At 43.6% G+C, this 12,958-nt stretch carries 11 protein-coding genes; 10 read left to right on the top strand and 1 reads right to left on the bottom strand.

Annotated features, from left to right (window positions below; genetic code table 11):
• Positions 1–9 precede the first annotated feature (9 nt).
• The 6 genes from BLT_RS0101340 to BLT_RS24795 all read left to right on the top strand — a co-directional run bounded on the left by BLT_RS0101340 (position 10) and on the right by BLT_RS24795 (position 5,673).
• Positions 10–732, top strand: coding sequence for an MOSC domain-containing protein (locus BLT_RS0101340; protein ID WP_017726036.1), 723 nt, complete (start codon positions 10–12; stop codon positions 730–732).
• Positions 733–766: 34 nt separating this feature from the next.
• Positions 767–1,423: an FMN-binding negative transcriptional regulator gene (locus tag BLT_RS0101345; protein ID WP_017726037.1), complete on the top strand. Its 657-nt coding sequence runs from the start codon at positions 767–769 to the stop codon at positions 1,421–1,423.
• A 307-nt stretch (positions 1,424–1,730) separates the two neighbouring features.
• Positions 1,731–1,898 (top strand): hypothetical protein, encoded by a 168-nt coding sequence (locus tag BLT_RS22865; RefSeq protein WP_017726039.1) that lies wholly within the window; start codon positions 1,731–1,733, stop codon positions 1,896–1,898.
• Positions 1,899–2,413: 515 nt separating this feature from the next.
• Complete coding sequence (locus tag BLT_RS0101370; protein WP_017726042.1) at positions 2,414–3,220, top strand: YqcI/YcgG family protein; 807 nt, start codon at positions 2,414–2,416, stop codon at positions 3,218–3,220.
• Between the two features lie 288 nt (positions 3,221–3,508).
• The gene (locus BLT_RS0101375) at positions 3,509–3,805 is read left to right on the top strand and encodes a hypothetical protein (RefSeq protein ID WP_017726043.1); all 297 of its coding nucleotides are present in this window, start codon (positions 3,509–3,511) and stop codon (positions 3,803–3,805) included.
• Between the two features lie 353 nt (positions 3,806–4,158).
• Entirely contained in the window at positions 4,159–5,673 is a 1,515-nt protein-coding gene (locus BLT_RS24795; protein ID WP_017726044.1) for a C40 family peptidase, read from the top strand.
• A 340-nt stretch (positions 5,674–6,013) separates the two neighbouring features.
• On the opposite strand, the gene BLT_RS0101385 is transcribed toward BLT_RS24795, so the two are convergent.
• The gene (locus tag BLT_RS0101385; RefSeq protein ID WP_017726045.1) at positions 6,014–6,706 is read right to left on the bottom strand and encodes a universal stress protein; all 693 of its coding nucleotides are present in this window, start codon (positions 6,704–6,706) and stop codon (positions 6,014–6,016) included.
• A 1,393-nt stretch (positions 6,707–8,099) separates the two neighbouring features.
• Here BLT_RS0101385 and BLT_RS0101390 point away from each other — a divergent pair.
• The 4 genes from BLT_RS0101390 to BLT_RS0101405 are packed head-to-tail and all read left to right on the top strand — an operon-like array spanning position 8,100 to position 12,742.
• Positions 8,100–10,505 carry a Na+/H+ antiporter subunit A gene (locus BLT_RS0101390; protein WP_017726046.1) on the top strand — a complete coding sequence of 802 codons (2,406 nt, stop codon included), beginning with the start codon at positions 8,100–8,102 and terminating at the stop codon, positions 10,503–10,505.
• Positions 10,502–10,924: a Na(+)/H(+) antiporter subunit B gene (locus BLT_RS0101395; RefSeq protein WP_017726047.1), complete on the top strand. Its 423-nt coding sequence runs from the start codon at positions 10,502–10,504 to the stop codon at positions 10,922–10,924. The genes BLT_RS0101390 and BLT_RS0101395 overlap by 4 nt, the downstream gene beginning before the upstream one ends.
• 2 nt (positions 10,925–10,926) lie before the next feature.
• Positions 10,927–11,265 (top strand): Na(+)/H(+) antiporter subunit C, encoded by a 339-nt coding sequence (locus tag BLT_RS0101400; protein WP_017726048.1) that lies wholly within the window; start codon positions 10,927–10,929, stop codon positions 11,263–11,265.
• Complete coding sequence (locus tag BLT_RS0101405) at positions 11,258–12,742, top strand: Na+/H+ antiporter subunit D (protein WP_017726049.1); 1,485 nt, start codon at positions 11,258–11,260, stop codon at positions 12,740–12,742. The genes BLT_RS0101400 and BLT_RS0101405 overlap by 8 nt, the downstream gene beginning before the upstream one ends.
• Positions 12,743–12,958 lie beyond the last annotated feature (216 nt).

Consider the following 12,958-nt stretch of genomic DNA (forward strand, 5'->3'; position numbering starts at 1 on the left):
GGATCTCCAATGAAAGTTGGACACGTGAAAGAGCTTTTCCGTCATCCGGTTAAGTCATTTACAGGAGAGGCTGTACAGAAAGCAAAGGTGATGCCATATGGGCTGTATGGAGATCGAAGCCATGCCTTCAAAGACGAAACACGAGACCATGCATTTTTAACGATTACTCAGGCTCCGCAACTGGTCCTGTACCAAGCAAGATTTGTTGGCGAGGAAGCATTAAATCGGTTTCCTAAGGTAGAGATCATGACACCAGACCAGAGAGTGCTCAAGTGGGGCGATGAAGAGCTGACCCGGGAAATGGAGCAGTTATCAAACCGAGTGCTCTCCCCGATTCAATATGAACCAACAAATGTACCGCTCGGAGCAATCGAGGAAGAACATCTTTTACTCGTGACGGATGCATCGCTTCAAGAAATACAAAAGATTTGGGGAGACAAGATTGATTCGAGACGCTTTCGCCCGAATCTTCTCATTGCCTTAAAGGATAACATTCCTTTTATTGAAGAAACATGGACCGGGAAAAGACTGAAAATTGGCACCGAGGTAGAGCTTGAGATAAAAAGGCCTTGCGAGCGATGTATGATCATTACGGTGAACCCTGATACGGCGTTTCGTCATTCATCGTTATTAAAAGCAGTTGTGGATAAAAGAAACAACCATTTTGGCGTCTATGCTTCGGTTATGAAAACAGGTGACATTAAAATTGGAGATACGATCTCCATTCACTAAATGGTGAGAGGACATGAGAAGGAGAGGAACGGCCATGTACATACCGAAAGCCTTCGAAGAGAGCGACAAACAAGTGCTTGCTGATTTTATAAAAACGAATAGCTTTGGAATTTTATTTTCCCAAGAAATGGACGGACCCTTTGCCACTCACTTGCCATTTTTACTTGAAGAATACAAAAAGGACAACGGTGTTCTTATTAGCCATATGGCAAAAGCCAACCCTCATTGGCAGCAGCTCGATGGGAAAGAGGTGCTCGTTGTTTTCCCAGGACCACATGCATATATATCAGCGTCCTGGTACCACGAAGAAAATACGGTCCCAACATGGAATTATGTTACCGCCCATGTTACCGGAACAGTAAGGGTGATCAAAGCAAAAGACGAGTTGGTGGAACTGATTGAAAAGACGGTTGCTGCCTATGAAGATCCGATGCCAGCACCATGGAAGGCAAATGTTCAGGAGCCATTTATTGATGGTTTAATGAATGGCATTGTCGGCTTTGAAATTATGGTCAAAAAAATTGAAGGAAAATGGAAGCTCAATCAAAATCATTCGATCGAAAGAATGCAAAACGCTGTGAACGGACTTAAGGAAAGCAACCAGATTCATGCTTACGACATTGCAGCCTTAATGGAAGAAAAAATAAACGAGAAGCAGAACAAGAGGCTGGGAGATAACGAACGTGTATGATTGAAAATACGAACAGACGTAGACTGCTGCGGGATCAAAGGCAACCACAGTGCGAAAAGCACGAGGAGGCTCACCAGCCGCCCGCGGAAAGCGAAGGCTATGCAACAACGATCATGACGTTCGGATTTCTCATCAATAAAAACTCTTTTGTCTCAGCCTCAAGTTAATGAGAGCAATGCTTATCGTCCTTCATTCACGATTTTTGGGATTTCACTCATAAAAACTCTTATTCTCACACAGGAATAAGAGTTTTTATATTGGATGCAAAAGGTATAGCATAACTAACTTATTAAAGGAGGTTTTTAAAATGGCAAACAACAACAACAACAATAACAATAACAACAACAACAAGAACAACAACGGGAAAATGAGCTATGAAGAAGCAGGTCGAAAAGGCGGAGAAAAAGTAAAGCGTGAATACGGAAAAGAACATTTTGAAGAAATCGGCCGTAAAGGCGGAAAAGAATCAAATTAAATGAATCTGTACTTAAATAAGCGTCCCAATTATGGGCGCTTATTTTTTTACATGCAAAAAGTATCCCTTCCTAAGTCGCCGCGTTATTTGCTGGAATAAAAAGAAAATACATAGTTTGGTTTTGCTCGAGTGGAATAGCGGTGTAACTCATCGCCTGCTCAGCAATGCCTCTTTTCCTCAATAAGCAGAAAGCCCCCTTTAATAAGGAGGTTTAAAACACGGGTAAAACGAGAAAAGGAATGGAACAACAATGAGATGAAAGAGAGGTAGTTATAATGATCGCAATACTAAGTGTCCTTTTGCTCACCCTTGCATTTACCGGGCTTTCTTTTGGAATAGGGGGACAAATAAGTTTCATCCTGCTAGGGCTTGCTGTGATTCTCTTTTCTGTGCATGTTCTAAATAATGCAGAAACCGGAAATAACCTGTACAAGAAAATAAATAAGTAACTTTATCGTAGGTTTTTAATGCTCCATGAAAAAAGAGCAATATCTTTTGAATAAAGGAGAGGGAGTATGAACGCACAATTAGCAAATCAGTGGTTACTGACAAAAAAAGATATGACAAATCCAAAACGAATCCCAGAATGGCTTCTTCGTGAATACCAAACATTTCATCAGACTGTCACAGACCCTACCTTTCCTTGTTATTTTGGAATGAAAGCTGAAAACAAAGGAGAGCTCCGCTATGCCTATGTTACACAAGACGATTGGTCAAATCTACCGAAAGCGATTGAGAGCTTTTTAAGCCTTTTCCAAGACCCGCCATTTCCAAGACACGGTCTGTTTGTGTTTGTTGAGCCAGAAGACAAAGAAGGTGACATCAGCCATTACCGTTCATACTTTTGGAGGATTCTTCAATATTTGCATGAGCATGACCCGAGTCCTTGGCCAAAAGGAAGTCCAATTGATCCCGATCATTACTTGTGGGACTTTCACTTTTCAGGTGAACCGATCTTTGTTTTTGGAAATGCCCCTGCCTATAAACAAAGGAAGACAAGAAATCTTGGAAATTGCTTGGTGCTCGGATTTCAGCCTCGTAAAATTTTTCAAGGGCTGGAGGGTACTGAAAAGGGGGGGATCATGTCGCGGGAGAAAGTCAGAGAACGGGTTGAAAAGTGGGATCAATTACCGAAGCATCCCGACATCAGTCATTATGGAGATCCAGCACACCATGAATGGAAACAATTTTTTATCGGCGATGACATCGAGCCGATTAAGGGAAAATGCCCTTTTCTACACCGGGATAAGCAAAAATTCGTTCAACCATCCATGAATGGTAAAACTGTACAGAAGGAAAGTAGAAAAAGTAAATTTGTGTAAAAATCTAGCACGAAATCTTTGATTAAAACCGTCAGGGGAAAGGGCACGGAAAGGTGGGGAAAAACACAATATCCTCAGGTGCTTAACCACTTTTCATACATTTTAAACCTTGTTTATTACGTATTTCCTATTTTTAATGTAAAAAATTATGAGAGAGATTGTGAAGCTAGTTAGAGATTGCCAAAAAACCCTGCAATCGGTAGACATTACTGAATATCCTTGCTACGATACACACATACTAACAGCAAATGTCATGTTAGTTAAATTGAATTAGGGGGTAGTAAAACGATGAAAAAGAAACTATTTTTAACGACTGCGTCTGCTGTATTAGCATTAGGAGTTTTAGCCGCATGTGGAGAGCCAGCTGATGATGATACGATCGTAGATGAGCCAGCTCCAACTGAAGAACCAGCACCAGCTGAAGAGCCAGCATTAGATGAGCCAGCAGTAGATGATCCGGCAGTAGATGATCCGGCGGTGGATGATCCGGCAGTTGATGATGACGCTGATATGGACATGGATATGGATAACGATGCTGATATGGATATGGACATGGATGACGAAGACGAAGAAGGAACTCGATAAACACAGCAAAACCAAAAAATCATTTGAATGTTTGCATACGAGGAGAACGTGGATCATTAAGGGAAGCGCTCTCCTTTTTTCTGTGAAAAGTGGCCGCAATTGAAGACTCCCTTCTTCTTGCAGAATAAGCTAAATTTGACCAAAAAGCTTTTTCTTTTATATTAAAAGGCACTGAAAGGTTTCTGTGTCTTTTTTCCTGTTTTTGAGAAATTTCGAGGGAAGTTAAGAAAAAGCCCTCCATTTTGGAGCGTTTTCAAGTAAAATAGACGTAAAACGTCGACAAACAGATGAAAAGAATGTTAACGAATTGAACCGATGTGACGATTTATGTAGGAAAGGGAGGTTTTTTCAGGGTGAAACGACATTCGGCAATGAAACGAGTGGTTCTCTCCTCAACTTTTGCGGCAGGTCTTTATTTGGCTGTGCCAATGAATGGACAAGCAGCACTAGGTGATCAGCCGCTTGCGAAAGGGATGGACAATCCCGATGTAAAGGACCTCCAAGAAGCGTTACGAGCGAAAGGTTATTTCCAACACCACACGTCAACAGGCTACTATGGCTCGATCACGGCAGAGGCCGTAAAAGCATTCCAAAAAGCAAAAGGGCTTCCGCAGACAGGACAAGCGACCCTTGGGACCATACAAGCCCTATTGAATGAAGAAGAGGCCAGAGGGCAAGTAAGGGCAAACAGTGCGCAAGAGGCAAGACCGGCGATCCTCCGTCAAGGGGCGGAAGGGGCAGCAGTGAGAGAGCTACAGCAACAGCTCAAGCAGGCAGGCTACTTTACACAGGGTGTAACGGGCTACTATGGGCGCATCACGACGGAGGCTGTTCGAAGCTTTCAACGAAGTAACGGATTAACCGTGGATGGCGTTGCGGGACCTCAAACGTTTGGTGCCTTGCAAAATGCAACAGCGGTGAAAATGGAGTCCATTAGCCAGCCGACACAAAAGGTGTCTGCGGGCTCCCCAGCCTTCCAAACGTTACGGATTGGTGCAAGGGGGGATTCGGTTCGTCAGCTGCAAACCCAGCTTAACCAGCTTGGCTTTTTACAATTGGGCATTGATGGACAGTTTGGCCCAATCACGGAGCGGGCGGTTCGTGAATTCCAACGTTCACACAAGATTACAGTGGATGGGATCGTCGGTCCCCAGACCTTACGTGCGATTGAGCAAGCAGCAGCTTCAAAGCCAGGCGTCACTTCGCCGGCTCCCCAGCCGCCACTGGCACACGGAACGCCGACCTTGCGAAATGGTTCACAAGGGGAGGCTGTGACTCGCTTGCAATCGGAGCTGAAGCGGTATGGCTTCTTTCGGTCGGAGCCAACAGGATATTACGGTTCGGTCACCACAGATGCTGTACGTGCATTTCAAAGGCAGCATGGCCTCACAGCGGACGGGATTGCCGGCGCACAGACGTGGAACAAGCTAAATGAGCTGAACGGAGGCAAGGGAAGTGGCGGAGGCAATCAAGCACCGAAAGAGCCGACGAACCCAAGCGGCGGTGAATTTAACGTCATGAATCTTATCGCCGACGCCTCTGAGCAAATCGGTGTTCCGTACGTGTGGGGAGGCACCACACCAAGCGGTTTTGACTGTAGTGGCTTTTTAAATTATGTGTTCCACAACAATGGAGTGCAGATTCCTCGAACGGTTGCAGCCATTTGGGATGCAGGAAGAACGGTATCGGAGCCGAGAGTTGGCGACCTCGTATTTTTTGAAACGTACACAAAGGGCCCATCACACGCGGGCATTTATATCGGAAATCAGCAATTCATACATAGTGGGTCCTCGTCCGGTGTGACCATCAGCAACATGACCTCAAGCTACTGGAACGAACGCTATCTTGGCGTAAAGCGATATTTTTAAATCCTAAGACACTTTCGTACTAAAAGCGAGGGTGTCTTTTTCGTCAGCCTGCCAACCTAAGCTAGTTGATGATCCGTTCATTTTTTAAAGAGAACGGGGAATCGTCGCATACGCTAATCACTCACTAGAAAAAACGATTCCTCAGACGTATATTGACAACATGAAAAAGAGAATAAATAATAAAACTTTTTCGCTTTCATGACGAGAGCCCAGAAGGGGGGTGAGCGGAAGGGCTTCATTGTTTCATCAGCTTGTACTGAAGCTCCGTCCCCTTTTCCACAAAAATGAGGGGCTGTCCTTAAGTCGAAATTACTGACTTATAGGCAGCCCCTTATCATTTTTATTCGTTCGTTTCCTCTTCCCCTTGAACCTCTGAAAGACTAACGTTCTTCAGCTCTTTGACGATGTCATCCGTTACATGCACTTGAAGCGTTTCTTTGTCATGCATAAATTTAAAGACACCGTTGTTAAAGTCCGTTCCTAGCTCTTTAAAGAAAATCCCTTCGTGGGCAATGTCTTTTGTATGGTTGAAGCTTAAGCGATAGTGGTCGCCTTCTTTGATCAAATAGGCGCGAACCCCTTTTTCAAAATGCCCCTCATGGTCTTTAAGACCTCGTGCAACAGAGATGACATGAAGATCGATAAATGGTATTTCACGGAGCAATACGTTAATAATGGAGCCTTTTGCAATTTCTTCCCAGCGGCTTTGCGCAGTTTGCCCAATAATAATTTGCGTGATGTGCTTTTCTCTGGCTACCTCTGCAATGACCTTGGCAACAGGGCGCTTTTCATTATCACGAAGAATAAACTCCTCCGCATCATGCTCTTCAGCTAATTGCTTCCATTTTGAAATATATTCAGACTTCTCCGCATCTAACTCATCAAATGGTTTTGGGTCAATGGTTAATATATAGAGAGGACAGTCTAGCATGCTGGCAATTTTACAGCCACGGCGAATTAAGCGCTCTCCATTTGGTCCATAGTAAACACAGACTAAAATGCTCTCATCCATCCGCCCTTTAATTTTTTTCATTTCACGTTCACCTCATACACCTGGGAATAAAATGAAAGAGGCCTTAAAGCCTCAGACTATAAATGACTATAGCTGATCCTTCCTGATGTTGTCAATTCGAAATGGAAGGTTTTAAATAGAAATTATAATATAACAACTAAAAAAAAGCAATTATGCCCTCTATTCCTGCAGCCGATAAAGCTGTCGGTACATAAAAGGGTTCCCATAACGTAGGACACTTAGAAATGGTAGATTTTGTCGAAATCAAAAGGGCCAAATTGAAATTTACCCAAGGTGACGCTCGAACAATAAAACCTACTTGTCCATAAATGGAAGGGGTGTTATTTATATAATGATAATAATTAGGCTAAAAGTGACAATTATTTAACAAACCGTGCAATACAAAGCCGATGATGTGCATGCGTTTGCGTTTTAGTATATACTTTACTTGTACACGTTTTAAAAAGAGACTGGGACATACTAAGGTGTATGATTGAAAAAGCGAACAATGCACAACCTTAGCGAAGTATATTTCCGAAGCGAAGGCGATGCAGCAACGATCATGACGTTCGGATTTCTCATCAATAGAAACGCTTTTGTCCCAGCCCCTTAAAAAGCATGTTTAGGTGCATGTCAAAATCTTCTTCGTTTGATACAGGTTGTTGAGAAGGTAAATGGCTTGCTGTTGTCAAAGATAGGGAAGGGTCCCTATGCATTCTGTAAACCATCTCGGTTTCACGCGATACAGAACCGTATTTAAGCTAGTTGACGTTTTATTCTGTTATCCTTTTCATAGGATAAGTTAAAGATGTTGAATGTTAGCGTCTCACTTCACTGATTTCCCCCTTTACAAAAGGAATGATCCTTTTTGTGTTGAAGGCATTTGCTTTCGCTCTTTCTGTACGATAAGTAGGCGGTAAGCATAAAAAAGTGCTCGCTTCTCCCTAAATGAATGTTTTCAGTTGTGTAAGCCATTGATGGTAAGTAGTTTGCGCTTTGTTTAAGTCGCTATCAATATTCATTTAATAAAGCATACTGAGGTCAACCTTATGATGTAAAAAAGCTGGGGTTATTGGATAAAAAGCTGGTTTTCTTTTCTAGCTTTCGACCTGTTACATTAGGCTTGTAGAGTTCTTGAGTTGTAAGGAAAGGCGGCAAGCTGTGACGAGGTGAGAGCGGAGCATGTGAAGCTCACTCTTGGCCTGAAGCTTAACGCAGAGGATATTAGAGACATTTATCGTCTGAATCAATCGGCAGTTAATCTGATTGGCCTAGACGATAGGTGTGCAGGATTTTTCAGCTTGCGTCTCTAAGTATTCAAATACCTTGCTCTCAAGGATGACGCCGAGAAGAAGATTGACTGCAACGTGCGAACAAGTGCACATAAGGAATCTTGCATAAGGAGGTAACATTGTTGTCCTGGTTACATTTGATCATTTTACTCCCATTTATATTTGCTATTTTTGTCCCGTTTTTCTATAAGTACCTTCCGCGTATTCATACGGGCTGGTTTGTTTTTGTGGTGCCAGTGGCTTTATTTGCTTATTTGCTGAGCTACATTCCCCTCATTGCAAGGGGACAAACTTCCTACGAGACCGTAAATTGGATCCCGTCTCTGGGGATTAACTTTACAGCCTATGTCGATGGATTAAGCCTCATCTTCGGTCTTCTCATTTCAGGGGTCGGGGCACTTGTTGTTCTCTACTCTGTCTATTACATGGCGAAGGAACGTGAGGCGCTTCACAATTTTTATGTGTACTTGCTCATGTTTATGGGCGCCATGATGGGTCTTGTGTTCTCCGATAATATCATTGTTTTGTACTTGTTTTGGGAATTAACAAGTGTGTCGTCCTTCCTCTTGATTGCTTATTGGTACCAACGTAAGCAATCCCGTTACGGTGCGCAAAAATCAATGTTGATTACGATTTTTGGCGGGCTTTCAATGCTTGCGGGCTTTATTATGCTTTCCATTATTACTGATACGTACAGCATTCGTGAAATGCTCGGTCAAGTCGATCAAATCGCTGCCCATGGACTGTTTGTACCAGCGATGATCCTTATCTTGCTCGGTGCATTTACAAAGTCTGCTCAATTTCCATTCCATATTTGGCTGCCTGATGCAATGGAGGCGCCGACCCCTGTCAGTGCGTACTTGCACTCTGCAACGATGGTTAAAGCAGGGATTTACTTAGTGGCCCGCTTTACCGCAATTTTTGGCGGGAGCGTGGAATGGTTTTGGATCGTATCAACCATTGGGATTGTCACCCTCATTTGGGGCTCCGTTTTTGCAGTAAAGCAAACCGATTTAAAAGCACTCCTTGCCTATTCGACGATCAGCCAATTAGGAATGATCATGTCGCTCTTAGGACTTGGCTCTGCAGCCCTCTATTTTGGCTACGGAAACGAATCGGCGATGTATACAACAGCCATTTTAGCAGCCGTCTTCCATCTTATAAATCACTCAACCTTTAAAGGGAGCCTCTTCATGGTTGTTGGGATTGTCGACCACGAAACAGGGACCCGTGACATTCGCCGGCTCGGTGGCTTAATGACGATTATGCCGATCTCGTTCACGATCGCCTTAATTGGAAGCTTTTCAATGGCAGGGCTGCCACCATTTAACGGGTTTCTCAGTAAAGAGATGTTTTTCACAGGTGTGCTAAACGCCTCAGAGTTGAATATTTTCCAAATGGAAACATGGGGGATTTTGTTTCCAATCATTGCGTGGGTTGCTAGTGTCTTCACCTTTATTTACTCGATGATTCTCGTCTTTAAAACTTTTACAGGAACCTATCAGCCGAAGAAGCTTGAAAAAGAGGCCCACGAAGCACCGATCGGTATGTTAATTCCACCCATTGTGCTCGCTTCACTTGTTGTCTTGTTTTTCTTTTTTCCGAACATCCTTTCAAAAAACTTACTTGAACCAGCGATGGCAGCCATTTTGCCAAGCTTTATAGAAGCGGGTGGGGGATTTGACGTAAAAATTTATGCGTGGCATGGATGGAACACGGAATTATTTATGACCATTGGTGTGGTAGCCTTTGGAAGCTTACTGTTTGTTTCGTTAAAGAAATGGTCCTGGCTCTACGGTGTGATGCCTGAACAGCTAACATTAAATCATGCCTATGATCTTGGGTTGGAGAAAGTAGAGAAGGCATCGCACGGGATTACAGCTTTCCATATGACTGGTTTTATTCGTGACTATTTGCTCTACATCTTTGGTTTTATCGTTGTCGTCCTTGGTGGAGCGGTCGTGATGCTTCAAGGCTTTAGCTATGATCCGTCTGGAAACGCACCTGTTAGCGTCTATGAAGTCGTACTCGTTGCCGTCATGGTCGTGGCAGCCATAGGTGTTTTGATTGCAAAATCCCGTTTAACCGCCATCGTAGCTGTTGGTGTGCTCGGGTATATGGTTGCTCTGATGTTTGTTAACTTTCGAGCGCCGGATTTGGCATTAACCCAACTGGTCGTGGAAACGGTAACTGTTGCCCTATTCCTTCTTTGCTTCTATCACTTGCCGAAGTTCAAAAAAGAGGAGAGTGGGGTTCGATTCCGAGCGGCCAACCTTGTAATCTCTCTTGGTGTTGGGACGGTTGTTACACTCATTGCTCTTTCTGCACAAGGGGCTCGAGTGTTTGAGCCGATTTCAACGTATTTTGAGGATTCCTATGAACTCGCAGGAGCGCGTAATATGGTCAATGCGATTCTCGTTGATTTCCGGGGGTTCGATACGTTGCTTGAAGTGCTTGTACTCAGCATTGCGGGCTTAGGTGTGTATACGTTAATTAAGCTTCGATTAGCTGGGAGGGATAATGAGTGAAAATCAATGATGTCATCTTACAAACTGTCACAAAGGTTGCAGCTTTTGTTATCCTGACCTTTTCTGTTTATTTGTTTTTGGCTGGACACCATAATCCAGGTGGAGGGTTTATCGGCGGACTCGTAACTGCCTCTGCCATTGTTCTCCTCTACCTTGCCTTTGATGTTGAAACAGTCAATAAGATTTTTCCGATTGACTTTAAAATGGTCGCTTTAGTGGGCGTCTTGATTGCAGTGTTGACTGGCGTTGGCTCCTTTCTTTTTGACGCAGCCTTTCTCAGTCATACGTTCGACTATTTTGACCTGCCTCTCTTTGGGGAAACGGAGCTTGCCACATCGGTTCTATTTGATGTTGGAGTGGCGATGGCGGTCATTGGAACGGCGGTTACAATAATTCTATCTATAAGTGAGGATGATTAGATATGGAAACGTTAATGTCGTTACTTATCGGCGTCCTCTTTACAGTGGGGACATACCTTGTTTTAACAAAAAGCCTGTTGCGAATCATTTTAGGAACTGCGGTGATTGGCCACGGTGTTCATCTGTTGCTCATTACAATGGGCGGACTGAAAACAGGAGGACCACCTTTATTGGAGCTAAATACGGCTTCATTCACGGATGCCTTGCCACAGGCGCTTATCTTAACGGCAATTGTCATTAACTTTGCGGTCACCGCCCTTTTCTTAGTCTTGGCTTATCGTGCTTACCAAGAATTAGGGACCGACGATATGGATCAATTAAGGGGTACGGAAGATGAATAACCTAGTCATATTACCATTGCTCATACCATTCATTGCAGGCATCCTGATGGCGATTTTCAGATACAAAATCACGTTCCAAAAATGGCTGAGTGTCATCTCAATCGTGTTGGCAGGTCTGGCTTCGGCAACTCTCGTTCATCAGATCTCCATAAATGGAATCCAAACACTGCAGCTAGGTGGCTGGCAGGCGCCATTCGGTATTAGCTTCGTCGCTGATATGTTTGCCGCACTGCTTATCCTAACAACAAGCATTGTCAGCATTGCCTGCCTTTTGTTCGCATTTCGTTCAATTGGCGAAGAACGGGAAAAGTTTTATTTTTACCCTTTCCTTCAATTTCTCATCATGGGTGTAAACGGATCGTTTTTAACAGGAGATATTTTTAACCTGTTCGTTAACTTTGAAGTGATGCTGATTGCATCCTACGTTTTAATTACGCTTGGGGGAACAAGGGTACAGCTTCGTGAGTCGATTAAGTACGTGCTTATTAACGTGTTGTCGTCGTTTCTGTTTCTTGTTGCGATTGCCTATTTGTACGCGATCATGGGTACGTTAAATATGGCCCATCTCTCTCAACGGGTAGCTGAGGCTGGACAAGACGGATTGCTGACAACCGTGGCAATATTATTCTTAATTGTCTTTGGACTAAAAGCGGGCCTCTTACTCTATTATTGGCTACCAGGCTCCTATAGTGCTCCGCCAACTGCCGTAGCAGCGATTTTTGCGGCGCTTTTAACCAAAGTGGGGATCTATGCGATTTTTCGTATGTTCACCCTCGTGTTTTACCATGAACCGGGAGTTACCCACATGCTGATTGCAATCATGGCAGGCTTGACGATGTTGTTAGGCGGCATCGGGGCAATGGCCTATTGGGACATACGAAAAATTTTAGCGTATAACGTCATTGTAGCTGTTGGCTTAATTCTTTCAGGGCTCGCTGCCTTTACGTCGGCTGCAGTTATTGGTTCGATTTATTATCTGATTCATGACATGATTGTCAAAGCACTCATTTTCCTTCTAGGAGGAACAATGATTGTGCTTGTGGGCACGAGCAAGCTGAAAGAAATAAGTGGGCTCATCCGCAATCATCCATTGTTAGGCTGGATGTTCTTCATTGCTGCGTTATCACTAGCAGGAATTCCACCGTTAAGTGGTTTTATTGGCAAAGTGTTTATTACACAAGGAACCTTTGAAGCAGGGCTCTACTGGCTTGGAGGTATTGGTTTACTCACAAGCTTAATGGTGCTTTATTCATTAATGAAAATATTCATGAATGGCTTTTGGGGTGAAACGAATCTCAGTCTAGACATGGAGAAGGGAACAACGTCAGGGCTCCTGCTCCCAATTGGTCTGTTAACCGTCATGACGATTGCCCTCGGTTTGGGTGTAGAAGGCATCAACCTTTATGTGGAGCAAGCTGCGGAGGGCTTAATGAACCCGAATCTATATATTGAAGCGGTCCTTAACGGTGATTCTTAATATCGATCATCGTTGTATCGTACTTTTTCCCGAGATTTTAATGACAGAGAGGTGATCCAATTGCCCGTTCAAGTTTTAATTAATCTCGCCATCGCATTTTTGTGGATGAATCTTCAGGATGAATTTAGCATCCTTACCTTTACATCTGGGTTCCTAGTGGGAATTGCGATTATTTATAGCTTACGTCGTTTTTTTCCAACCCCTTTTTATATGAAG

The organism is Halalkalibacterium ligniniphilum, from assembly GCF_000334155.1.
Lineage (GTDB): Bacteria > Bacillota > Bacilli > Bacillales > Bacillaceae_D > Halalkalibacterium > Halalkalibacterium ligniniphilum.